This is a genomic window from Acinetobacter sp. 24-47-66, from assembly GCF_056779755.1.
Window position 1 is genome coordinate 1 of record NZ_JBWYIL010000006.1, and the last position, 23444, is coordinate 23444.

20 protein-coding genes are annotated in these 23444 nt (G+C 40.0%); 9 read left to right on the forward strand and 11 right to left on the reverse strand.

What is annotated here, in order from left to right; genetic code table 11:
• Together AC1M84_RS07265 and tusA are read right to left on the reverse strand one after the other, a co-directional pair.
• Window positions 1-1276 (reverse strand): phage late control D family protein (locus AC1M84_RS07265; protein ID WP_481594747.1); only part of this gene is annotated, 1276 nt, incomplete at its 3' end.
• Between the two features lie 107 nt (window positions 1277-1383).
• A complete protein-coding gene (tusA, locus tag AC1M84_RS07270; RefSeq protein ID WP_035264077.1) occupies window positions 1384-1641 on the reverse strand; it encodes a sulfurtransferase TusA in 258 nt (85 codons plus the stop codon).
• 200 nt (window positions 1642-1841) lie between these two features.
• On the opposite strand from tusA, the gene AC1M84_RS07275 reads away from it, so the two are divergent.
• Together AC1M84_RS07275 and lnt are read left to right on the forward strand one after the other, a co-directional pair.
• Entirely contained in the window at window positions 1842-2681 is an 840-nt protein-coding gene (locus AC1M84_RS07275; RefSeq protein ID WP_092767211.1) for an HlyC/CorC family transporter, read from the forward strand.
• The gene (gene lnt / locus AC1M84_RS07280; RefSeq protein ID WP_481594748.1) at window positions 2678-4237 is read left to right on the forward strand and encodes an apolipoprotein N-acyltransferase; all 1560 of its coding nucleotides are present in this window, start codon (window positions 2678-2680) and stop codon (window positions 4235-4237) included. The genes AC1M84_RS07275 and lnt overlap by 4 nt, the downstream gene beginning before the upstream one ends.
• A gap of 62 nt (window positions 4238-4299) precedes the next feature.
• Here the strand turns inward: lnt and AC1M84_RS07285 are convergent, their stop codons facing one another.
• From AC1M84_RS07285 to gspF, 3 genes are all read right to left on the reverse strand, one after another.
• Entirely contained in the window at window positions 4300-4632 is a 333-nt protein-coding gene (locus AC1M84_RS07285; RefSeq protein ID WP_481594749.1) for a hypothetical protein, read from the reverse strand.
• A gap of 281 nt (window positions 4633-4913) precedes the next feature.
• The gene (gspG, locus tag AC1M84_RS07290) at window positions 4914-5351 is read right to left on the reverse strand and encodes a type II secretion system major pseudopilin GspG (protein ID WP_092767409.1); all 438 of its coding nucleotides are present in this window, start codon (window positions 5349-5351) and stop codon (window positions 4914-4916) included.
• 46 nt (window positions 5352-5397) lie between these two features.
• A complete protein-coding gene (gspF, locus tag AC1M84_RS07295) occupies window positions 5398-6603 on the reverse strand; it encodes a type II secretion system inner membrane protein GspF (RefSeq protein ID WP_481594750.1) in 1206 nt (401 codons plus the stop codon).
• Window positions 6604-6755: 152 nt separating this feature from the next.
• Here gspF and AC1M84_RS07300 point away from each other — a divergent pair, with 152 nt between their 5' ends.
• The 6 genes from AC1M84_RS07300 (at window position 6756) to AC1M84_RS07325 (ending at window position 13636) form a co-directional block, all read left to right on the forward strand.
• The gene (locus AC1M84_RS07300) at window positions 6756-8978 is read left to right on the forward strand and encodes a primosomal protein N' (RefSeq protein ID WP_481594751.1); all 2223 of its coding nucleotides are present in this window, start codon (window positions 6756-6758) and stop codon (window positions 8976-8978) included.
• 110 nt (window positions 8979-9088) lie between these two features.
• A complete protein-coding gene (locus AC1M84_RS07305) occupies window positions 9089-10969 on the forward strand; it encodes a monovalent cation:proton antiporter-2 (CPA2) family protein (RefSeq protein ID WP_481594752.1) in 1881 nt (626 codons plus the stop codon).
• 50 nt (window positions 10970-11019) lie between these two features.
• A complete protein-coding gene (gene hslO, locus AC1M84_RS07310; protein WP_092767221.1) occupies window positions 11020-11895 on the forward strand; it encodes an Hsp33 family molecular chaperone HslO in 876 nt (291 codons plus the stop codon).
• Window positions 11896-12049: 154 nt separating this feature from the next.
• The gene (locus tag AC1M84_RS07315; RefSeq protein ID WP_481593266.1) at window positions 12050-12973 is read left to right on the forward strand and encodes a DnaJ C-terminal domain-containing protein; all 924 of its coding nucleotides are present in this window, start codon (window positions 12050-12052) and stop codon (window positions 12971-12973) included.
• Window positions 12970-13296, forward strand: coding sequence for a chaperone modulator CbpM (locus AC1M84_RS07320; protein ID WP_179998835.1), 327 nt, complete (start codon window positions 12970-12972; stop codon window positions 13294-13296). The genes AC1M84_RS07315 and AC1M84_RS07320 overlap by 4 nt, the downstream gene beginning before the upstream one ends.
• 76 nt (window positions 13297-13372) lie before the next feature.
• The gene (locus AC1M84_RS07325) at window positions 13373-13636 is read left to right on the forward strand and encodes an HP1242/YdcH family protein (protein WP_035264053.1); all 264 of its coding nucleotides are present in this window, start codon (window positions 13373-13375) and stop codon (window positions 13634-13636) included.
• A gap of 82 nt (window positions 13637-13718) precedes the next feature.
• Here AC1M84_RS07325 and AC1M84_RS07330 read toward each other — a convergent pair whose 3' ends face one another.
• The 3 genes from AC1M84_RS07330 to rpsO all read right to left on the reverse strand — a co-directional run bounded on the left by AC1M84_RS07330 (window position 13719) and on the right by rpsO (window position 17657).
• Window positions 13719-14951, reverse strand: coding sequence for a magnesium transporter CorA family protein (locus AC1M84_RS07330; protein WP_481593265.1), 1233 nt, complete (start codon window positions 14949-14951; stop codon window positions 13719-13721).
• Between the two features lie 106 nt (window positions 14952-15057).
• Entirely contained in the window at window positions 15058-17145 is a 2088-nt protein-coding gene (gene pnp / locus AC1M84_RS07335) for a polyribonucleotide nucleotidyltransferase (RefSeq protein ID WP_180028184.1), read from the reverse strand.
• Between the two features lie 242 nt (window positions 17146-17387).
• Window positions 17388-17657: a 30S ribosomal protein S15 gene (gene rpsO / locus AC1M84_RS07340; protein ID WP_035264047.1), complete on the reverse strand. Its 270-nt coding sequence runs from the start codon at window positions 17655-17657 to the stop codon at window positions 17388-17390.
• Window positions 17658-17906: 249 nt separating this feature from the next.
• Here rpsO and AC1M84_RS07345 point away from each other — a divergent pair, with 249 nt between their 5' ends.
• A complete protein-coding gene (locus tag AC1M84_RS07345) occupies window positions 17907-19202 on the forward strand; it encodes a serine hydrolase domain-containing protein (protein ID WP_092767411.1) in 1296 nt (431 codons plus the stop codon).
• Window positions 19203-19266: 64 nt separating this feature from the next.
• Here the strand turns inward: AC1M84_RS07345 and AC1M84_RS07350 are convergent, their stop codons facing one another.
• The 3 genes from AC1M84_RS07350 to recD form a co-directional block, all read right to left on the reverse strand.
• Window positions 19267-20727 (reverse strand): S8 family peptidase, encoded by a 1461-nt coding sequence (locus AC1M84_RS07350; protein WP_481594753.1) that lies wholly within the window; start codon window positions 20725-20727, stop codon window positions 19267-19269.
• Window positions 20728-20770: 43 nt separating this feature from the next.
• Complete coding sequence (locus AC1M84_RS07355; RefSeq protein WP_481593263.1) at window positions 20771-21058, reverse strand: hypothetical protein; 288 nt, start codon at window positions 21056-21058, stop codon at window positions 20771-20773.
• Window positions 21059-21665: 607 nt separating this feature from the next.
• Window positions 21666-23435, reverse strand: coding sequence for an exodeoxyribonuclease V subunit alpha (gene recD / locus AC1M84_RS07360; protein ID WP_481594754.1), 1770 nt, complete (start codon window positions 23433-23435; stop codon window positions 21666-21668).
• Between the last annotated feature and the right edge of the window lie 9 nt (window positions 23436-23444).

Sequence of the window (23444 nt, forward strand, 5' to 3'; positions counted from 1 at the left end):
TGGCTTGGCGTTCTTGATCCTTGTGGGTTGCTTGGTTGGTGTTTGTCTTGTGTTTTGGCGTCCATTGGCTGCGTTGTAGCAGTTGTTGGACTTGTTGGTCTAAGTCTTTGGGTAGGTTGTTTTGGTTGTAGTAGCGTTTGCCAACAATGAGGAATTCTTGGTCAGCTCCGCTGTGTTGTGCAATTTCTGGATGGCCATCGAGTTTGAACCAGTAGCCGACCTGGCTGTCTCTGACGCTGGCTTTGGCGATGAATTGTTTGCTTTGTCCAGCGTAGTAGTCGCTAAGGTGTTGGTTGAGTTTTTCGACTTGGCTGTTGCCTGAGGCAGTGGCTTGGTCTTCGCCTTTGAGGTCTTGGATCCATGCAGGGCTGATGTGCCATGCTTGTTCGAGGCCTAGGCTGGCATTGTCTTGGTGGTCACTGTGTTGGTGTTTGCTTTGTACTGAGCCTGCGCCTTCTTCTTGTTCGAGGGCTGTGGCTTGCCAGCGTTGTAGGTGGACTGCGGTGGGTTGTAGGCTGCGTTGTCCAATAAAACTGGTGATGCTATCAAATTGTTCTGTCGCATCACTACGATGGTAGCGGATGTTGCGTCGGTTGAGGGCTTGGTATTGGCTGTTGTCGTCAATCAGGCGGAGCTTTTGTGCTTCGATCGGGCTGTTGTTGCTCGGTACAATCGGTTGGGCTTCATCAATGAGCCAGTTAATGCCTTCACTGCGTAGTAAGCGAGTCAGAAAGTCGTAGTCGCTTTCGTTGCTTTGCATGATGAAGGGGCGGATGTCGTATTGTTGTTGCAATCCACTGTGGTCTAGGCTGAGGCTAGAGGCAAAAAGTGGGCTTTTGTTTTGCCATTCTTCAAAGAGGATTTCGACCACTTCGACCACGGATTTGTTCATAAATACGCGGCTGTTGCGGCGTTTGTGCCAAAGTGAAGTTGCATCGTTAAGCGTGAGTTTGTAGAGGGTCAGTGCTCCATCGCTTTGTCCTTGTGAGGCTTCGGTGATGATGCCGGTGGTTCTAAACAGGGTGCCTTGATCAGTGACTTGATCGACGGCGACTTGTGTGCCGATGAATTGTTTGAGTGGAATTAAGGTATTGGTCGAGAGACAGATGAGTTCTGCTTGCACGCCTTCGTTAAGGGCATGGCTGCCATCGATGCGTTGTAGGAAGACTTGGCTATTCAGCTGTGAATGACTGAATTGGATGTGGAGGGCTCTGTTTTGGGCGGTTAGACCGAGCTGTTCAATCGTACGCTGAATATTATTGATGAAATTCTTCATGTCAAAATGAGTTAATCATTATTATTTAGATATTCTTAACCCAAATTGTACACGAAAAAATCAATTTTAAACGATATGAATTGTTTCAACCGTTAATTCACGACGGGCTAACCTTTTTTTACCAAATAATGAAATTCTTTGTTCCCATTGTCATCTAAACGTTCTTCTTGCAACAGCAATTCATGACCAAGATGCATACAGAATTTAGGAATATCCCAAGAAGTTGAATTATCTGTTGCAAATACTTCCACCACATCACCAGACTTAGATTTACGAATGGCTTGATGTAACATCATCACCGGTTCTGGACAACGTAAACCACGAGTATTCAACTGGATTTGAGGTTGAACTTGAGAATCAGACATTCAATATCGCCCTAAAAAGATTGGGCGATTATTTTATCATAATTCAATCTTTTCACTCCCAAATTCAGAAAAAGACTCCAAATACAGTGGTCTATGATCAAATAGATCATTAGGAATCAAAATTTTACCAATAGACAAGCGTATTTTCTTCGGTATGATTAAAACTTATTTTTTCAATTGAAGAGTCTTTAGGAAAGATCATGCAAGAGGAATCAGGTACATCGTGGGGTATGCGTGGCTTACGCAAATGGTTAGGCACAGCCCCAGAAACCCGAGATGAACTGTTAAAAATTGTACAAGATTCACGTCGACTACTCGAACCAGATACAGTAGCGATGCTCGAGGGAATCTTTGACCTTCCAGCGACTAAAATTCGTGAAGTCATGACGCCACGAACTTCAATGGTCAGCTTACAAGAAGATGATGAGTTATTGGATATTCTTGATGTTCTCATCGAGTCAGCGCACTCACGTTTCCCTGTATTTTCAACAGATCAACCTGATAACGTCATTGGTATCCTTTTGGCAAAGGACCTCTTACCTTTCTTAAAAGATCGTGATTCGAAAGTAAATGTACATTCGCTGATGCGCCAACCGATTTTTGTGCCTGAAAGCGCGCGTTCTGATCAAGTGCTCCGAATGCTAAAAAACACTCAAACACATATTGCGATTGTGATTGATGAGTACGGTTCTACTTCGGGTTTAGTGACACTTGAGGATATTCTTGAAGAAATTGTGGGTGAAATTGAAGATGAACATGACAATGTCGATGAAGAAGCCAATTTCATTGTTCCAGATCAAACCAGCAACAGCAGTAACACGTGGTTAGTTCAAGCACTTACACCAATTGAACATTTTAACAATGTTTTAAATGCTGAATTTTCTGATGATGAAGTGGAAACTGTGGGTGGACTATTACTGCAAGAAATTGGTTTAGTCAGCGATCTTCAAGGCCAAGTGATTGAATTGGGAGATTGGGAATTTACCATTGTGGAAGCAGATGTCCGTACTATTCATCTGATTCGAGCTGTGCGTAAATGAGAGCCTATTTTCAAAAATTATTGAGTCCTTCAGAAAAACAAAAATCATTACCTTTCATTTATCCACTCCTTATTGCTTTAACAGCAGGTGCGACTTTTAGTCTCGCACTTGCACCTTTTTATTGGTGGTGGCTGGCAATATTATCGCCAGCATTGCTATATGCCACACTCAGTAAGCGGAATTCTAAACAAGCATTCCTCATCGGTTGGGCTTACGGTTTTGGATTATGGTTTGTTGGTGCATTCTGGTTATACACTTCTATCCATGTGTATGGTGATACATCTGCGTTTTTAAGTGTCATCATGATTGCGATTATGGCCTTGGTGATGGGGCTATTTACTGCAATACAAACTTGGATATATCGTCGATTCTTTCCAGAAACACCACTTACTTTTGCCCCTTTATGGGTATTCTTTGAATGGGCAAAAACTTGGGTATTTACTGGTTTCCCTTGGTTATTTGCAGGTTATGCTTTTACCGAGCGCTTCTTAGATAGCTATGCACCTTTATTTGGTGTATTTGCCGTTTCTTTCGTGGTCATTCTCATTGCATCTGCACTTGTTGAACTCCTACGAAAACGCTACTTCTGGGCTATTCCAGTTTCAATTGTATTGCTAGGTGCATGGGGCGCATCCTATTTAACTTTTGTTGAAGAAAAAAAATCAGCACCGCTGAGCGTTTCTTTAATCCAAGGTAATATTCCTCAAGATTTAAAGTGGTTAACTGAGTATCAAGTAAAAACACTTGAAATCTATGCACAATTAACACGATCAGAATGGGGACGTGACTTGGTGGTTTGGCCTGAATCATCTATCCCAATGTTTCAATCAGATATTGAACCCTTTTTAGATGCAATGGATCAGCAAGCCAAAAGTACCAACACAGCTTGGGTAACAGGCATTCCATATTGGGATTTAAATGAATCTAAGGCATTGGGTTATCCGCGTTATTACAACTCCATGATGGCATCGGGTGATGAAGCTACAGGCTTATATAAAAAACAGCGTCTCGTTCCTTTTGGTGAATATATTCCGCTGTCTGGCCTGTTAAGTTGGGTGTTACCTGCGCTTCAAAATGATCCTTCAATGAGCGGTTTTTCACGTGGTCCGCAGGATCAAGCTCCATTTTCAATTCACAACCACAAATTAGCTGCTGCGATTTGTTATGAGGTTGCCTATCCGAACCTAACCCGACGCAATGCTCTAAATAGTGATTTCCTCGTCACCGTTTCAAATGATGCGTGGTTTACGGGTACCGCTGGTCCTTGGCAACATTTACAAATGGTACAAATGCGAGCAAAAGAAAATGGACGCTGGTTTATTCGTGCAACCAATACAGGTGTGACTGCTTTTATCAACCACAAAGGGGAAATCGTCAGCCAAGCCCCAATTGATCAAAAAGCGGTTCTTCGTGGTGATCTACCTGCAATGCAAGGGCAAACTTGGTATACGAGATTCAGTGATTGGCCAATATTGGGATTGTCATTGATTTTATTGATGATGGGTTGGTTCTTTAGACCACGTGTTGTCGATGTCAGCTTTAAATCTCGTCGATAACACTTGGTTCAGATCAAATATATGTTCTATATCAAAAAACCGAGCAAATATGCTCGGTTTTTTTAAATTTGTGTTGTGAGGTAAGACAGCATTGCCATCAAACTCAACATGGGAATAGATCGATAAATTTTAATGAGCAGCGCTTCAAATGTTGAAGAAACATCAGACAGCATCAAAACAGATGCCTTAAGTGCACTATAAAAACTTAAAATCGTAATCGCACTAAATACACTAATCGCCATAAATCCGATCATGATTTGACTGCTTGCATCTGCATTTGACCAAAGATCAATAAATAGATGACTAATAGGCAATAAGCTCAAAATAAGCAGTGCAGACTTGAGCACAGTCCAATGAAATAAATTGATTTCATCTGACAATATTAATGCTTTCATCATTCCCCCTTATTATCAAGCTAAGCTGTAGGCTCCATTATGCAGGGAATAATTAAAATAAAAAGCCTAATTTTCTTCATATTTTCTGTTTCTTGTAACCATTAAATATGGGAATAATTCTTATTATAAATCTCAAAAACCCTTTATTTTTAAACATTATAATTATCAATTATTTGGGTTAATATTTCTAAATAATAAAGATTATCACTTCACTCAATATTTATTAATTCGATTAAGTGAAGTGATTAATACCATGAATGGTTTTTAATAATGATTTTCATTTATGGTGTGTAAAAGATATCAGCATCATTTCCTTCACCACCCTGCTTTCCATCTGCGCCGAATGAATAAAGATCATATGCACGACCTTCCGAACCAGGAATCACATATTGTAAATCATTATCCCAACTATCTTTGGGATAACCACCCTTCACATAGCCACCAGGTAACCAATTTTTTGCTGAAGCTGGTTGATTGACCAAAGCATCCAAGCCACCATCTTGCATCGATGGATATTGGTTATTGTCTAATTTATATTGATCTAATGCACCTGCAACACCTTTCAGTGTAATGATTGTGGTATCAACCTTCGCTTTCTCACCACGACCCATGACATTAGGCACAATCAGTGCGGCAAGCACACCTAAAATCACAATCACTACCATTACTTCGATCAGGGTAAAACCAGATTGTTTTCGCATTTTCATCTTGTTTCGCATGTTTTCACTCGCTATTTCATTCATTATTAGAATTTATTGAATCTGTTTAAATCATATTGTTCATGTTGACGATTGGCAACATGACAGCAATCACGATCACCAATACAATCGCAGCCATTAACACCAACATTAGAGGCTCCAACAACGCCAATAATGTCGAAATTAATGTGGTAACTTCTCGATCTTGCATCGTCGAAGCTCTTTCTAACATTCGATCCAACTCACCCGAGGCTTCACCACTTTTGATCATTTGCACCATCATCGGTGGAAAATAACCACAGCGTTCAAGTTGCGTCGCCAGATTTCCACCCTCTGTGACTTTTTCAGCCGCGACATTGACTGCATCTCGAATAACCCAATTGCTACTTACTGCTGCACCAATTTTCAACGCGTCGACCAAAGGAACACCAGATTGCGTTAAGATAGATAAGGTACTTGAAAAGCGGGCGGCATTAATACCTCGTGATAGTTTTCCAAATAATGGCAACTTCAACGTGAGACGATCAAAAGCATAATGCCCTGCGGCAGTCCTTAAAAAACGCAGCAATATAATGAATCCCAACGCCGACGCGACCAATACAAATGGCCAAGCTTGACGTATAAAATCACTGGCTTTCATTAAAGCAACCGTAATCCAAGGTAGCGCATCTTTACTTTGGTCAAAAGTTTTAACGATATCTGGTACTACATAGGTCATGAGTCCCATTACGATACCGAAAGACATCAACATCAAAATAATAGGATAAATCATTGCACCTTGAATCTTCTTTTGCATCGCAAAGCGATTTTCAGTGTAATCAGCCAATTGATCGAGAATAAGATCTAAGTGTCCTGATCGCTCACCAGCAGCAATCGTTGCAATATAAAGTTCAGGGAATCTGCCAGATTGTTGCATCCCTTGAGCCAATGAATGACCTTCTAAAACCTTTGATCGTACAGATAACATCAAATTTTGCACGTGAGCTTTTTCGCTTTGTTTGGCAACTGCTCTTAATGCTTCCTCAAGTGGGATCCCCGCAGCAACTAATACGGATAATTGGCGAGTCATCAAAGCTAAGTCATAAGCTGTAAATTTTTTTTGAAAAAAACCACCAGTTCGATGCTTGTCTTTTTGTTCTACAGCATCAACTTGTACTGGAATCCATTGTTTATCCCGAAGCTGTTGTCGAATCTGTCGGGCTGAATCACCTTCTAGCACACCCTTTTGCTGCTTTCCTGAAGCATCGATGGCAGTATATTGATATGCGGGCATGATAATGCTCTAATTTTCCTAATTATGATGTCTTAAGAGTTGCCTTAGACCGTTCTCTTCATTCATATTGATCACTTGCAACAACTTGAACACTCTATCACAAGCATTGGTTATCCACGATAAGTTTTCACCATATTGACCGACGACTATATATGACAAATATTTCAGAATTAAGCCAAATTGTTTATCGAGTGCGCATCGCGGTGCCAGTTTATCTATATGATTGTTTTGATTATGAAGTTTCTGCAGATCAATACCAAACTATACACATAGGTTGCCGTGTTCTTGTTTCGTTTGGTCGTCAAAACCTAGTTGGAATCGTACTTGAAAAGATTGCACCAGAAGCACCATTAGATCCAAAAATCAAACTGAAACCCATCACTGAAATATTGGATCTGCAACCCATACTCAATCCTACGATCATTCAGCTCGCACAGTGGTCTGCCCAATATTATCAATTCCCCATTGGGGAAGTCATGCATACCACTTTGCCGACATTTTTAAGGCAAGGTAAACCCTATAATTTATTAGCTCACTCTTGGAAAGTCTTAAATTTAGAGGCTGAAAAGAAAGTGGCTCGATCTTTAAAACAACAAGAGGCTTATAAAATATTAAAGCTACACCCTCAAGGGACTGCCGAGACGATACTGAATTTGAGTGGTGTGGAAACAGCAACATTAAAAGCGCTTGAAAAGAAAGAAATCGTCGAATGTGAATTGATTCAACAGGACTTTAGTCCTGAACCTGTACAGCTGGCTCAAATGCCATTGACTGCAAATGATGATCAAAAAAAAGCTATTCAATCCATTTTAAAAGCACAAAATCGCTATCAAGCATTTTTACTCGATGGTTTAACTGGAAGCGGAAAAACTGAAGTTTATTTGCAAGTTATGCAAGAGGTTTTACAAAAAGGTCAGCAAGTATTGGTACTGGTACCAGAAATTGGCTTAACCCCTCAAACTATCAGTCGGTTTCAATCTCGCTTTCACTGCAATATTGTCTTGTTGCATTCCGGACTGAATGACACAAAGCGCCTCCAAGCTTGGCAATATGCTCAAACAGGGAAGGCCTCCATTATTCTTGGTACACGCTCTGCGATTTACACCCCCATGCCAAATTTAGGGCTCATTATCTTAGATGAGGAGCATGACCTGTCATTCAAACAACAAGAAGGTTTTCGCTACCATGCACGTGATGTTGCTCTCTATCGCGCTTATTTAGAGCAATGCTCCATTGTCCTTGGCTCAGCAACACCAAGTATTGACTCATATCATTTGGTGGAGCAAAAAAAATTAACGATTCTGAAACTCGATGAACGTGCTGCAGGTGCAAGCTTACCTAAAATTCATTTAATTGATCTAAAGATTGCTCAAAAACAGCATGGTATAAGCGAACAACTCATTAAAGAAATTCAAAAAAGACTCAATCAAGAAGAACAGGTACTGATCTTTTTAAACAGACGTGGTTATGCACCTGTCCTGATCTGCGAAAGCTGTGGATGGCAAGCCAATTGTCCCCATTGTGATGCACATTTTACGCTTCATAAAAAACCATATGAGCACCTGCATTGCCATCACTGTGGGACGATTAATCGACTGCCTGATCAATGCCCCTCTTGTCAGCAACAGACCTTAAAGCCGATTGGAATGGGCACGGCAAAAGTTGAAGAGAATTTACAACATTTATTTCCAGACTTTCCTGTGGTCAGAGTAGATCGTGATTCCACGAGCCGTGTCGGGAGTTGGCAAAAAATTTACGAGCAAATTCATCAAAGTAAACCGATGATTTTACTTGGTACGCAAATGTTAGCCAAAGGTCATCACTTTCCGTATGTAACCTTAGTTGCAATCTTAGATATTGATAGTGGTTTACTCAGTGTTGATTTCAGAGCAACAGAACGAACTGCCCAATTGATTGTTCAAGTTGCAGGGCGTGCAGGACGAGGTGAAAAAAAAGGTGAGGTTTATCTACAAACTTTACGACCAGATCACCCTCTACTCAACACGCTCATTAATAAAGACTATCGTGCTTTTGCTCGTGAAACACTTCATGATCGTCAAGCTGCTTTACTCCCTCCAATGCGCTATGCAGCATTAATACGTTGTGAATCGCGTAGTCAGGAAGAAAATCTCAATTTTTTAACCAATATGACACAATCGCTCCAACAACATACTGGTGAGCTGATTGAGATCTGGGGTCCAATTCCTGCGCCAATGGAGCGAAAGGCTGGGCGTTATCAGGCACATGTGGTTTTATTGTCATCAGATCGTGCAAAAATGCATTTCTATATACGAGAATGGTGGCCATTCGTGCTTCAACAAAAACCTTCAACGATGAAGCTCAGTATTGATATAGATCCTCAAGAGCTAAGCTAATCATGAATAGAGTTAAATTATCAAAGTCGAAGACCTGAATTAAATTTACACAGCTAAAGCAGACACGATTACAATTTCATCAGTCCAACATTCCACTTTAGGGAAGGCCAATGCCATTGTTGTTACAAATCACAATTTTTCTAGCTGCCGCATTAATTCTTGTTCCACTTGGAAAAAAATTTGGTATTGCGACAGTCTTAGGTTATTTGTTTACAGGAATATTACTTGGTCCAAGTGCATTGAATGTGACCAATGATGCCGAAACATTAATGAAATTAGCTGAGTACGGCGTGATTTTCTTGATGTTCTTAATTGGCCTAGAATTACGCCCTCAGCGCTTGTGGAATATGCGTCACTCTATATTTGTGATTGGAAGTGCTCAAGTCTTGATCACAGGTATAATTCTTGTCGCAACCATTTGGCTGTTCTTCCAACAGCATCTTGCTGCTAGTGTCGTTATTGGTCTTGCCCTTGCTTTATCATCTACAGCATTTGTCATGCAATTACTTGCAGAAAAGCAGCAGCTGAATACCGCACATGGTCAACAATCTTTCTCTATTTTACTGTTTCAAGATATTGCCGCTATTCCTTTACTCGCCCTGATTCCCCTACTCGCGGGAAATCAATCTACACATCATGGTATTGCTTACTTTGCCGCTGTTGTTGCAACGTTTACTGGCTTATTTTTATTTAGTCGCTATGTGATGCGACCATTTTTTAGATTCATTGTACAGAGTGGTGCCACTGAACTCATTACGGCTGCTGGACTCTTCATTGTTTTGGCTGTCGTTCTGTTTATGGATATGCTCGGATTAAGCACCACGCTCGGTGCTTTTCTGACAGGTGTATTACTCGCGGATTCTGAGTTTCGCCATGAACTGGAATCGAGCATTCAACCCTTCAAAGGTTTATTACTCGGTTTATTCTTTATGAGCGTAGGCATGATGACACCGATTGATCTCCTCGTAGATAAGCCGCTATTCATTTTTGGTGGGGCATTCGTGCTGATCATCATAAAAATATTAAGCATGGTTGCAATCGCACGATATTTTAAATTTCAATGGAAAACCAGTGTATTGATTGCCATTTGTCTTGCTCAAGGAGGAGAATTTGCTTATGTGATCTTAGCTATTGCGAATACCGAAGGTTTAATTACTCAAGCAGTGTTATCCCCTACGATTCTGATCATTGCAATTTCGATGGCACTCACCCCTGTCATTTTTTGGCTTGCACAACAATGGCTCATTCCATATCTTGATCGAAAGACTGATAGTGCTGAAGATGTCCCATTACCAGACACTCATTCGACATTAATCATTGCAGGTTTTGGACGCGTCGGACAAATAGTGGCGCGCGTTGCTTATCTCAATCATGTCAGCTTTACAGCCATTGATAATAATTTAGAAAAAATTGATTTTGTGAGAAAGTACGGTGGTAAAATTTATTATGGAGACGCCTCCTCGCCTGATTTATTGAGATCTGCAGGCATTGAGCATGCTAAGGCCTTTGTACTTGCTGTAGACGATGTGGAAATGTCGATGAATATCGCTCGCCATTTACGTTTGAATTATCCAACGCTCAAACTCATCGTCCGTGCCCGTGATCGACATCATATGCATTTACTTAAAGACTTAGGCATTGAGCATATTTGGCGTGAAACTTTTCTATCTTCACTCGGTATGGCATTTCGCACCTTAACCGCGTTAGGTTTAAGTCAAGAACATGCTCAACATAGTATTGAAATATTTAGAGACTATGATGAGCGTCTATTAGCTGAGCAACAACGCATCTATACGGATGATCAAAAAGTCTTTGAAAGCTATCGAAATTTCTTAGCGGAACTCGAACAAATTTTTGAAAATGATGCGCAACAACATCAACCACTTTCAGAAAGTTTAGATGAAACCATTGATTCTGAAGTAAGTTCTATAGAACGACGCGCTAAGCACTCGCAAAACCAAATTAATGTTTGTCGAGATGAAGAATTTTAACTTGTGATTTACAATATCGTCACCATCTAGACAGGGATTTGGAGAATTTTATGTCTGATTTACGTCAACGTTTTTTTATTGATAACAGCCCTGTTCGTGGTGAAGTCGTACATCTTGAAGATGCGCTTAAAACAATTTTAGCGCAACGCGCCTATGCACCTGCGATTCAAATTTTATTGGGCGAAATGCTCAGTGCGACTGCATTGTTGGCCAGCACACTTAAAATTAAGGGACGTATTAGCCTCCAAATTCAAGCTTCTGGCACCTTAAAATGGGCTATGGCTGAATGTAATCACCTCGGTGAAGTACGCGGATTAGCTGAATATGAAGCAGATCCACGTTTTGAAGAAGCATCAGACAGCAGCATCGTTCTGAAAACTTTGGTCAGTCCAGTTTTATTTATTAATATTGAACCTGAATTTGGCGAACGCTATCAGGGTATCGTGCCTTTAGATCAGCCGAATTTAGCTAAATGCCTCATGCAGTATTATGATTTATCTGCCCAAATCCCAACCAAGATCGTTTTAGCTAGTACTGCTCAACGCGCTGGTGGTCTTTTAATTCAATTGTTACCGCGTAACAATGATGAAGAGCAGCAAAAGGTTGATGAAGATATCTGGCCTCGTCTAACCATGCTCACTGAAACTTTAAAAACAGATGAACTTACTGAGCTGGATGCGCAAGAAATTTTGTATCGCTTATATAATGAAGAAGAAGTCAGACTACCTGAAGCTGAACAACTTCAATTTGGCTGTACATGTTCTAAAGAGCGTTGCTCTACAGCATTAATTCAGGTGGGTGCTGAATCTGTGCGTGAAATTTTAGAACAACAGAACCCTATTACCATGGACTGTCAATTCTGTAACACTCAATACAGATTTACTGCTGAAGAAGCACTCGGTCTATTCGGCGAGCACCTCAGTTAATCCTAAACAGTTCTCTTCGAAAATCAGCAAGTTTTACTTGCTGATTTTTTTTGGTTGTAAGAAATTGAAACAATTATTCACCATCTGAACATATTGTAGTCTTCGAAAGTCTGCTCATAATGATTAAAAGTTAATCAACGGTTATTTTTGCTTAATGGCAAATAATTATTATGAGGAACTCGGACTAGATCGCGATGCGAGTCCTGAGGAAATAAAAAAATCATATCGAAAACTGGCTCGGAAATACCATCCCGATATCAGTCAAGCACCTGATGCCGAAAAAAAAATGCAGGCGATTAATACTGCGTATGACACATTAAGTGATCCTTTAAAAAAACAAGAGTACGATCAACAACTCGATCAGTTGAATAGTCAGTCTCCTTTCTCGGATAGTGAAAACCATACAAATCATGAATTTTCTGGCTTTGAAGATTTGTTTGGGCGTTTTGGAACAGGTTTTGGTGGAGGTTATGCACAGCGCTCACACCAATATAAATCCCAGCCAATTCGTGGTGAAGATCAACATGCCAGTATAGAAGTGCCCTTACAAGTCGCTTTTGAAGGTGTCACTCAATCCATCCAATTGCGTATACCCACTTTTAATGCATATGGACAACCTGAAGTTCAGCGAAAAACCCTTGAAATTAGAATCCCGAAAGGGATGAAAAACGGTCAACAAATTCGACTCAAAGGTCAAGGACAAGCTGGTTTATCGGGGGGTGAAAATGGAGATCTTTATATACAGATCCATTATCAAACCACTGACAGCATATATGTCGATCAGGCAGACATTTACTATCACATTAACATTAGTCCTTGGGAAGCTGCTTTAGGCCAAGACATCGAGCTAAAAACCCCCTCTGGAAAGATTAAAGTCAGCATTCCTCAACATACAATTTATGGCAAACAACTCCGTATTAAAGAAAAAGGGATTCCCTCTTCCCCCCCGGGACACCTTTATCTAATCCTGAATATTGTTTATCCAAGAGCAGAATCCCCGCAGCAAAAACAGGCATATGAGCAATTTGCTCAAGCATTTACACATTTCAACCCTCGTGATGAAGGAGGTGAATCATGACAACGATTCAGTACCGAGAAGTGTACAAAAATGGATATTTAGAGGCTGAAATCATTGATGAACAATATATTTTTGATTTAAAGCATTTTGCCCAAGCATGTGGACAAAGTCCTGAATGGGTTTTGCAATTACTTGAATATGAGATTCTACCTGCTCGTTCTGAGCAAAAAATCCATCAATTTTTTGGTGAAGAACTTACTCGAGCACGGAGAGCTTATCGCTTGCAACGGGATTTTGAAGCAAGTCTCCCTGCCGTCGCCATGATGATGGATCTGATAGATGAAGTACAACAATTGCGCAAGCAAGTGAAATACTTCAAATAAAGCAAGCCCACATAAATGCATGTACTGTTACATGCATTTATTTTTTATTGATTAGAATGAAAGGATTAAACCATCAATGAAAGTTAAAGAATGCAATAAAAAGCTGAAAAACCTTTTCCCTGAGTTCCGTGAACTTATTCAGCCTTTAAGAGAAGAAAACCCTCACTTCGCTAAAATTTTCGAGGAACATGAAACGCTAGATCATGAAATTACGCATTTGGAACTAAATCCAGTTAATGTAATTAATGATGATATTGAGTTTCTAAAGCGAAAAAAACTTAAATTAAAAGATGAAATGTATCGTTTGCTCAAACAAGCGCAGACGAACCTTACCCAGTAATTTCAATTTAATATTATAAAATAACGGTGAATCTGGCACTTATCATTCTGACTTAAAGCATAAGTGCCTTATATGACGTTGACTATTTTAATCGAGTCCAACGTCCCATTTCTCGGAGCGTACCTTTCAATGTTTTTTGAATCGGTTCATACTCCAAAAATGCAAACAAACCGAGTTGTTGCTGCTGGTTTTGTTGAGCCAACAATTCCATCACACTTTTTTCACCGCGCCCGACCATTTGTCTACGATAAAAATACCAAATTAACAAAAGTGTTGTCACACACATGGCTGTGAGCATATACCAAAAGCCATGCGGTGAGTTTAATCCTGGAATAAATTCAAAATTCATTCCGTAAATACCTGTAAGAAGAGTCAGTGGTGCAAATACAGCGGTGATAATTGCTAAAATTCTCATATTTTCATTGGTTTGATTGGCCACTGCTGAAAAGTGCAAATCGATGGCGGCTTGTACTGCATGGTTTAACCGAACACTGTGCTTTTGTATTCTTTCAATATGGCTAATTAAATCATCCATTCGGACGAGCATTAAATTTTGCTTCTCTGCCTTACGTTTAGCTTTAATATGATGATAATTTTCGACAATTTCATCTCTTAATTCTTGTAGGCATTCAACCTGTTCTTCACACAAATTTTCAACTTGTTGAAAAGCCGTGATCTCTTGCAGCAGCTGATTCCATCGATTAAATTTTTGATTTCCTTGTAATAGTTCTTTTTGCCAAAATTCCACACGTTTGGTTAGTGGTACACGTAAACCTAAATAGCCATCCACCATCATATTCAGTAATCTAAGCGCAATATCTACAGGGCTCTGTGCTAATTTTCGTGGAATATTCTGTTGCTCTATAGGTCGTGTTTGAATCGCCTGTACTCTTTCAAGATATGTTTCAAATACACGATTACCTCGTTCATGCACTGTGATTAAAACATTTGATGTCATGACAAAACTTACCGGCGTTGTAACAATGTCCGCAGTTTGTTGCTCAGCTGAATGACCATTCTGAATTTGTATGTGGTCATCTGGGGTGATTAATTTTTTAAAGATCAACAAATCATAATCATCTAATGCATCAAATACGCAAGGATGCTCAAGGTTTTGAATATCTTTAAGATGAAATTCGTTCAACAGAATTCCAGTGTTCTCAAAAATATATCGTTGCCACGTCTCTGTATTTTGAATCAATTCGTGGCGTTCAAAACTCAACCATATAAATTCTGCATCAACATCAGTCGATAATGCTTCACTCAGATAAATATACCCGTCATCTTGATGATAATAATAATTAAACTTTTGCATTTTAGTTATTTTTAAATGAGAACATTTTGATCATGCCATAAAAAAAGCCTTGTGTAGCACTCGTTTAAACGAAGCACCACACAAGGCTTAGAATTAGCTTAAATGATTAAGCTTGTTCAATGTCTTTCATTGTAAGTTTGATACGACCACGGTTATCAACATCCGCAACTTGTACCTTAACTTCTTGACCTTCAGTAAGAACGTCTGTCACATTCGCAATACGCTCGTTCGAGATTTGTGAAATGTGAAGCAAGCCATCAGTACCAGGAAGGATATTGACGAACGCACCGAATTCAACGATACGAATGACTTTACCTGTGTAAATTGTACCTGGTTCAATTTCTGCTGTAAGCGCTTGGATTTTCGCTACTGCAGCCATTGCCGCTGCTTTAGTTTCACCAAATACACGTACTGTACCGTTATCTTCGATATCGATCGCTGCTTTGGTTTCTTCAGTGATTTGACGAATAGTTGCGCCGCCTTTACCAATCACGTCACGGATCTTATCAGGATTGATGCTGATCACTTGGAATGTTGGTGCGTGCATTGAGATTTCAGGACGAGCACGTGAAATCACTTGATTCATCTCATTCAAGATATGCATACGACCTGCATACGCTTGATTCAATGCAACTTCCATGATCTCTTCAGTAATACCTTCGATCTTGATGTCCATTTGAAGTGCAGTAATACCGTTTGCAGAACCTGCTACTTTAAAGTCCATGTCGCCAAGGTGATCTTCGTCGCCTAGAATGTCTGAAAGAACTGCGAAACGTTCACCTTCTTTCACTAGACCCATTGCAATACCTGCAACTGGCGCTTTAAGTGGAACACCTGCATCCATAAGTGATAAAGAAGCACCACACACAGACGCCATTGAAGACGAACCATTCGATTCAGTGATGTCAGATACGATACGAATCACGTACGGGAAGCGATCAGCTGGTGGAAGAACTGCTTGAACACCACGGCGTGCCAAACGACCATGACCAATTTCACGACGTTTAGGACCAGATTCACGACCAGTTTCACCTACAGAGTATGCAGGGAAGTTGTAGTGAAGCATGAAGTTATCAGTTTTTGTACCCGCTAAGGTATCTACCATCAACGCATCACGTGTATTACCTAAAGTCGTCGTTACTAACGCTTGAGTTTCACCACGTGTGAACAATGCAGAACCGTGCGCACGATCTAACACACCAACTTGTACGTCGATTGCACGAACAGTTTTAGTATCACGACCATCAATACGTGGTTTACCAGACAAGATATTGTCACGAACTGTACGATATTTAAGGTCTTCAAATAATTCGTTAACTTCGTCAGCAATACCTGTTTCATCATTTTCAGGAACGAATTGAGCAATCGCTTCAGCATGAAGTGCATCAAGTGCTGCATAACGGTCTTGCTTAACCGCAATCGTGTATGCTTCAGAGATTTTCGCTTCAAATGCTTCTTTTAATTTTGCTTGAAGTTCTTCATTTTTAGTTGGTGCAGTCCAAGTAGACTCTGTTGCACCCGCTGCTGCTGCGAATTCTTTGATTGCTTGAATTGCAATTTGCATTTCATCGTGACCAAAAAGAACTGCACCCAACATTTGGTCTTCAGAGAGTTCTTTAGCTTCTGATTCAACCATAAGTACAGCAGCTTCAGTACCTGCAACAACAAGATCAAGATCAGATTGAGCAAGTTGTTCATGACTTGGGTTAAGAACGTATTCACCGTTAATTAAACCAACGCGTGCAGCACCAATTGGACCACGGAATGGTGTACCTGCAATTGCGAGTGCAGCAGAGGTACCTAACATTGCAGCAATATCAGCTTCCATAGTTTTGTCAGATGATACAACTGTTGCAGTCACTTGGATTTCGTTGTAATAACCTTCTGGGAACAACGGACGAATTGGGCGGTCGATCAAACGTGAAATTAAAGTTTCAGCTTCAGATGCACGGCCTTCACGCTTACCATAACCACCTGGGATACGACCTGCAGCATATTGTTTTTCTTGGTAGTTAACAGTCAGTGGGAAAAAGTCTTGACCTGCTTTCGCAGTTGGTTGAGCAACAACAGCAACCAATACAGTCACACCACCCATGGTAATCACAACAGTATTTGCTTGACGCGCCACACGGCCTGTTTCAAGCACAACTTGGTGCTGACCGAATTGGAATTCTTTACGAATAATATTAAACATCGACATGTTCTATTTTTTCCTGATTTTATTCTAGTGGAGACCCCTAAGGTTTGGCATTCACAACACAGGTTTTAAATGACAAAGCTTAGAAGCCGACCTCACTAGAAACACTATTTTTAAACACAAAGAAGGAGCGAAACTATTCGCCCCTTCCCCATGATCTAGTCGAAACTAGATCGCCTTTAGTTTTCAGCAATACAGCATTCAACATGCAATAATCCGAAAATAAAGTTTAAATCGAATTAACGACGTAAACCTAAAGCAGCAATCAAATCGCTGTAACGAGTAGCATCTTTACCTTTAAGGTAGTCAAGAAGCTTACGACGTTGGTTAACCATACGGATAAGACCGCGACGGCTATGGTGGTCGTGTTTGTGCTCTTTGAAGTGACCTTGTAAGTCATTGATTTGAGCAGATAAAAGAGCTACTTGAACTTCTGGTGAACCAGTGTCGTTTTCAGCGCGAGCAAATTTAGCAATGATCTCTGCGCGATCTGCGTTTGTTAAAGCCATTCGATTTCTCCGAGATGCTTATTTAAAAGTATTTGATACAAATCAACGACGCTCTTCAAAGCGGAATTGACTGCCGTGCATCACTACAGCAGCGTGCTATTTTAAAGGAACCCCCCTCAAAAAGCAAAATTATCCGCTCAATAACTTCTGGCAGAAACAATCATCAATTCATGTCGTTAAAGATACTGACTTTTGTTTTTGGGCAGGGCAAACTTGCCTGTTATAAAAACAATGAAACATGGAATGAACGTGAAATTACTCTCTACAAATACGTGCATAGCACCAAAAGACTTAACTACGATCACTCGTCATAAAGACGAAGTTGCGCCAGAACTTGGGGGAATGACGCAACAGCAAATTGATAAAATTTGGCACAGTGTTGAAGCACTTTATCGTACTGGCAATCATCCAATGATCAGTATGTGTTTACGTCGCAAGGGTCAGATATTAATTAATCGCAGTATTGGTTACACAGAACTTGGTCCAAACTATCAAACAGACCCTTCTAAAGTTGCGACACCAGAAACACCGGTCTGTATGTTTTCTGCCTCTAAAATCGTTAATGCAATGTTAGTGCATTTGTTAGATCAACAAGGGAAAATTAACTTACTTGATCCAGTGAGTCGCTATATTCCAGAGTTTGGCGTTAACGGTAAACGACGCGCCACCATATTTCATTTGTTATCACACCGTGGCGGTATTCCTAAAATTGAAACTGAGGTCACTCCAGAGCTTTTATTTGATCGTCAAGGGATCCTAGAGCATCTTTATGCAGCAAAACCGATTGCACCCGTAGGCTCGCAACTCTCTTATCATGCTGTAACTGCTGGATATATTTTAGGAGAATTGGTTGAACGTGTAACAGGACAAGATATTCGTGATTACTTGCACGAACATATTGAAAAACCAATGAATTTACCTTTCTTCAACTATGGTTTAAAACCAGAACTACGTCATTTAGTTGCAAAAAATTATCCAACTGGGATTCACCCTGTTTTGGGGACTGACCTATATCTCAATCGTGTATTAGGCGGAGGACTGCAACTGGCAGTGGATGTCACCAATGATCCCCGTTTTATGGATACCGTCTGTCCTGCAGGAAATATTTATACCAGTGCTGAACAAGCCAATCGTTTTTTTGAAATGTTACTTAATGGTGGTCGTTATCAAGATCAGCAAATTATCAATTCAGAAACGGTCTTCAGAGCAACACTCCCTACATCCAATACAACAATAGACCGTAACCTTTTAGCACCTATGCGTTATGCACTTGGTCCGATGTTAGGCAGTAATCCAATCGGTGTATTTGGCCCAAATACTGGACAAGCTTTTGGTCATCTAGGTTTCTCGAATATTTTATGTTGGGCAGACCCTCAACGGGATATCAGTGTATCGTTCTTAAATACAGGGAAATCTGTATTAGGCACACATTTAGCCGCTTTAGCAAAAGTGCTATATCAAATATCCAACCAATGCCCAAGTATTCCTAAGGAAAAAAGACGCGCTTTATTTGGAACTGATCAATCTGAAACTGAACGTGTTTAATATCAATGTAAAAAAGGCATCATTTAGATGCCTTTTTTTAAAGTTTTCATCTATTAGCTATTAATTAACCACTGCAGATTGTCACAAATAAGAAAGTACGACAGTTACGTTGTGGTGCTGGAGTTGGTGTTGGCGTAGGAGTTGGCGTCACTACAGGTGGCTCAACAACAGGGGGTTGTGGTGCTGGAGTAGATGGAGCACCATTTAACGCAGCAATTAAATTCAAACGAGGTGTTCGAATTGAGTTACGGTGATCCGTAACCAAAGTTCCCGTAGACGTCATACGTGCAACAATTTGATCCAGCGATTCATTCGGGAAAGCATTATTCGCACGTAACACAGCAACAGCACCTGCAATGTGAGGTGCAGCCATTGAAGTACCATCCATTGTATATCCGCCAGCGGTAATACGTGAACCAGGCGCCAATAAAGTTAAATTACGACTAGAGTTACTGAAACACGTTACTTTGTCGCTATAAGTTGCAATGTCAGAGCAATTGCTAAATGCAATCGAACCTACGTTAGCATCATAAACCGCCCCTACACTGACTGCACCCGCAGTACATGCTGGATAGGATATACCACTCAGATGTCTATCATTGCCAGATGCAACAACTGGTAATACCCCATAGCCTCTCAACTTCGAAAAAGAATCTGTAAGTACGGAACTAGTACAAGTTGAGGAATAACTACGTCCATTACCAATGCTTAAGTTTACAGATTTAATGTTTTTGCTTTGGGAGTGGTTCGCCACCCAATTCAAGGCAGCCACTAGATCATAATCGTATGCCGGCCCCCCATCTCTAGAGGTACTACCAGTGAAGACATCGAGCATCACAATTTTTGCACCTGGTGCAACTTTAGAAGCAATTGCAGCAACGTTAGTTCCATGCCCATTAACATCTAACTGATAGTCTTCTCGAGCAATTTCAATAGTATCCGAAACTTTACAAGTAGATGATGGTACACCTGGTGCTGTACAATTACCAAAGTCTGAATGGCGGTAATTAATACCTGTATCTAAGATAGCAATTGTTGTCCCTGCACCAGTATAACCTTGCGCAGCCGCAGGTACTTGCCCAATTAAGGGTAGACTTTCAGATGCTGTCGTATAAGAAATATTATTTGGATAAACAGCTTTTACATTCGGGTCATTCAATAAGCTTACAAGCGTGTCACGCTTTTGAACGCGATGAAAACTGAATGGTAAAGCATTATAATCACGTAGTAATTGAATACCACCTAAACGCTTAAAGTTCGATTGAATCGATTGCTTCTTTTGAGCAAGATGTTCACGAAGTTGAGCGCGATTATTTTCTAAATGATTAGTGTCAATATGATATTCAACGATTAGATCATTTGAACTGTTGTTCAATAATGCCGACAGATTAATACCACCTTTCGACACTTTTTGTTTTGCCTGATTGTTCAATTTAGCGTTAGCTGCTACAGGGCTCATTTGAGCCATTGCAGTACCGACCATCAAAACACTCAAACATGCGCTTAATGATAAAGTTTTAAACATAATTGTTCTCCGTTGTTATGTTTTTAGTGCGCAGGGTAAAAAATTACACTTGATTGGCTGGATCAGTTTCTGGATCAATAGGCTTAATCGAAAAATCGCTCTTCGGATCCACTAAATCTGGAGAATCAGTAACAGGCATCTTCTCAGACTCGTTTAAATCTTCGACTTGATCTTCATTAAGGGCTATTGGCGTTTGCTGTCCACTCTCAGAAGCAGATAGAGAATCAATCTGAGTGCCTGAGGAAGTATTTTGATCTGCAGGCTTAAAACATTTATACAACCCAAACAAAACAACACTCACCAAAATGATTAAAATTATGAATTTTTTCATGGTTTTTTTGTAAAGTGATAATTTTTACGCACTTTAATAGAATCGTTAAGTCAAAACAAGTATAAAGATGCCTAAAAATTAAGATTGAGATAAACGGTTAAAAAAGGCCCTATGACAAGTCATAGGGCCTTTTTTGCGCTGTAGATTCTTATATTTTAATTATGATTCTGTTATTTATATTTTTATTGTAAGTGCTGCACACACATTTATTATTAATACGGTCCTTGTTCTTAAGGTTTTCATTTCCTTATACGACTATTTTGCCAGATTCATTATGCAACACAAGTCGCAGTTTTCTGATCTTTATGTAAGAAATTGCGTACATTATGTAATCAATTTAATCTTATATGTATATAAAAAAGCCCTGTAGTCTCTCCCAAAACTACAAGGCTTAGCGGCTGTAAGTTTCCTCTTTTATCACTTACATCATTGTAAGTTCGCAGTCTCTCGACTATAAATTATTGTAATTATGCGATATTGCTCAACTTTCCGTGTTGAACCTTTTATGCAAGCAATCATCGCAAAAAATTGTACGAAGCTCTATGCGCCAATTTCTCGAATCCTTGTAAGATATTTCCTACAAAGGTTTTCTATTTTCAACCAATCGTTAAATATTAGATATAAATAAAGTGTTTAATTTATTCAACAAACCTGTTTTTCTTATTGTTTTAACATTTATTGCCTCAAATAAAGCATCAGTATCCACCAATAAACTGACTGCTTTTTTTGCCCTCGTAATCGCGGTATACAATAATTCTTGGCTCAATAGACGTGACGCAAACTCATCTAACACAACTGCAGTGTGTTTAAATTCAGAACCTTGCGACTTATGAATGCTCAGCGCATAACAGGTTTGCATTGACTTTGGTAAACGTGATGCTGGAAACCATTGGTCAAGACTTGGAAAATATACTTCAAATTGATCAGCAAACTGGCGATGTCTGAGACATATCCCAATATCACCATTAGAAAGCCCGAGTTGATAATCGTTATATGTCATCATGACAGGGCGACCAATATACCAAAGGTCGTGTCGTGATATCCGCATGTGCTGAAATAGCTCCCTCTCAATTTCATCATTCAAACGATTCAATCCCAAATGTCCATGTCTCACTGCAGCTAAGATCCTATAATCATCAAATTTTTGGATAATTTCAGTCACATCCTGCTGCTGATATCCATTTCTGACATAAAGGTTGAGTGCTTTAAAGTAATCCGTAAACCCCGAACTTAATTTAAGGTAATAGGCTTTTAAATCTTGATCTGAATATGCTTTATTCAAATATTCTAGTTGAACAAGATCCTCTTGAAGCTCAGCTAAATTAATCTGTTGGATTTCAGACGCTCTACAAATCTCCTTCTCAAATTTAGCCAATACATCAACTTTCGAGCTTTGTGGTGAGCATTCATGTGATTGGATGAACCTTGCCAAATCACCGATTTTTGCACCTGCTTTGAATCTTCGACTGGTCACTAAATTGACGTGATGGTCTTTAAGCGCTTTTACTTGTTGTAAATCTGCCAATACCATCCCCACATCAACCGAGGCCAACTGCTGTGCATCCCCTAACAAGATCAAACGACATTGGTCTGGAATCGCTTCAAAAAGCATCGTCGCGAGATTGAGATCAAGCATTGAGGCTTCATCAATCACCACCACATCATAGGGTAATGGCTTTTTCAGACTGTATTTAGGTTGAGCGCTATGCCCTAAACCTAGAAGACGGTGAATCGTTAACGTATTTTGCTGCTTTAAGTGGGCAATATCCAAACCCATATTGAGCATTGCATCGTCATTTAATGAGTTTTGCAATGCTTCTTTCATTCGCTGTGCAGCTTTCCCTGTCGGTGCAGCCATTGCGATTCTTAACTGATGATTCGACTCATTTAATACAGCAATAATACGCGCTAGAGTATACGTTTTCCCTGTACCTGGACCACCCGTAATCATACTCAGCGCTTGCCTTGATACCATTTCCAGAGCTTGCTTTTGAAATGGATCGGTTAATAATTTTTCATATTTTGTGCAATCTGCAGGCACTATCGTTTGCTGCTTTAAACGATAAACTTGTTGAGCTAAACGCTGCTCTAATTGCCAATAGCGATATAAATACAAATAGTTCTGATCATAAACAAAAGGCGCGACCTGTTGCTCTGCAAGCTCTGCGCTCACGAGTAGCTTACTCAGATCTTGGATAACATTCCCTTTCAAATCAATACAACTATCGCCGATAGTAGATGCCATCAGAACTTGTTCAATGGTGTTAATGGATTGTTCATTTAAATCATCTGATGAAAGATACTGATTTAGGATATATTCAGCCCAAGTTGTTACCCATTGAGGAACATCAACTTTTTCATTCTGATTAATTTCCACACAGTTATC

What these genes read in the sequence shown, in the direction of transcription:
- tusA (WP_035264077.1), bottom strand. Translation starts at nt 1,641, where the DNA reads ATGTCTGATTCTCAAGTTCAACCTCAAATCCAGTTGAATACTCGTGGT.
- AC1M84_RS07275 (WP_092767211.1), top strand. Translation starts at nt 1,842, where the DNA reads ATGCAAGAGGAATCAGGTACATCGTGGGGTATGCGTGGCTTACGCAAA.
- lnt (WP_481594748.1), top strand. Translation starts at nt 2,678, where the DNA reads ATGAGAGCCTATTTTCAAAAATTATTGAGTCCTTCAGAAAAACAAAAA.
- AC1M84_RS07285 (WP_481594749.1), bottom strand. Translation starts at nt 4,632, where the DNA reads ATGAAAGCATTAATATTGTCAGATGAAATCAATTTATTTCATTGGACT.
- gspG (WP_092767409.1), bottom strand. Translation starts at nt 5,351, where the DNA reads ATGCGAAACAAGATGAAAATGCGAAAACAATCTGGTTTTACCCTGATC.
- gspF (WP_481594750.1), bottom strand. Translation starts at nt 6,603, where the DNA reads ATGCCCGCATATCAATATACTGCCATCGATGCTTCAGGAAAGCAGCAA.
- AC1M84_RS07300 (WP_481594751.1), top strand. Translation starts at nt 6,756, where the DNA reads ATGACAAATATTTCAGAATTAAGCCAAATTGTTTATCGAGTGCGCATC.
- AC1M84_RS07305 (WP_481594752.1), top strand. Translation starts at nt 9,089, where the DNA reads ATGCCATTGTTGTTACAAATCACAATTTTTCTAGCTGCCGCATTAATT.
- hslO (WP_092767221.1), top strand. Translation starts at nt 11,020, where the DNA reads ATGTCTGATTTACGTCAACGTTTTTTTATTGATAACAGCCCTGTTCGT.
- AC1M84_RS07315 (WP_481593266.1), top strand. Translation starts at nt 12,050, where the DNA reads ATGGCAAATAATTATTATGAGGAACTCGGACTAGATCGCGATGCGAGT.
- AC1M84_RS07320 (WP_179998835.1), top strand. Translation starts at nt 12,970, where the DNA reads ATGACAACGATTCAGTACCGAGAAGTGTACAAAAATGGATATTTAGAG.
- AC1M84_RS07325 (WP_035264053.1), top strand. Translation starts at nt 13,373, where the DNA reads ATGAAAGTTAAAGAATGCAATAAAAAGCTGAAAAACCTTTTCCCTGAG.
- AC1M84_RS07330 (WP_481593265.1), bottom strand. Translation starts at nt 14,951, where the DNA reads ATGCAAAAGTTTAATTATTATTATCATCAAGATGACGGGTATATTTAT.
- pnp (WP_180028184.1), bottom strand. Translation starts at nt 17,145, where the DNA reads ATGTTTAATATTATTCGTAAAGAATTCCAATTCGGTCAGCACCAAGTT.
- rpsO (WP_035264047.1), bottom strand. Translation starts at nt 17,657, where the DNA reads ATGGCTTTAACAAACGCAGATCGCGCAGAGATCATTGCTAAATTTGCT.
- AC1M84_RS07350 (WP_481594753.1), bottom strand. Translation starts at nt 20,727, where the DNA reads ATGTTTAAAACTTTATCATTAAGCGCATGTTTGAGTGTTTTGATGGTC.
- AC1M84_RS07355 (WP_481593263.1), bottom strand. Translation starts at nt 21,058, where the DNA reads ATGAAAAAATTCATAATTTTAATCATTTTGGTGAGTGTTGTTTTGTTT.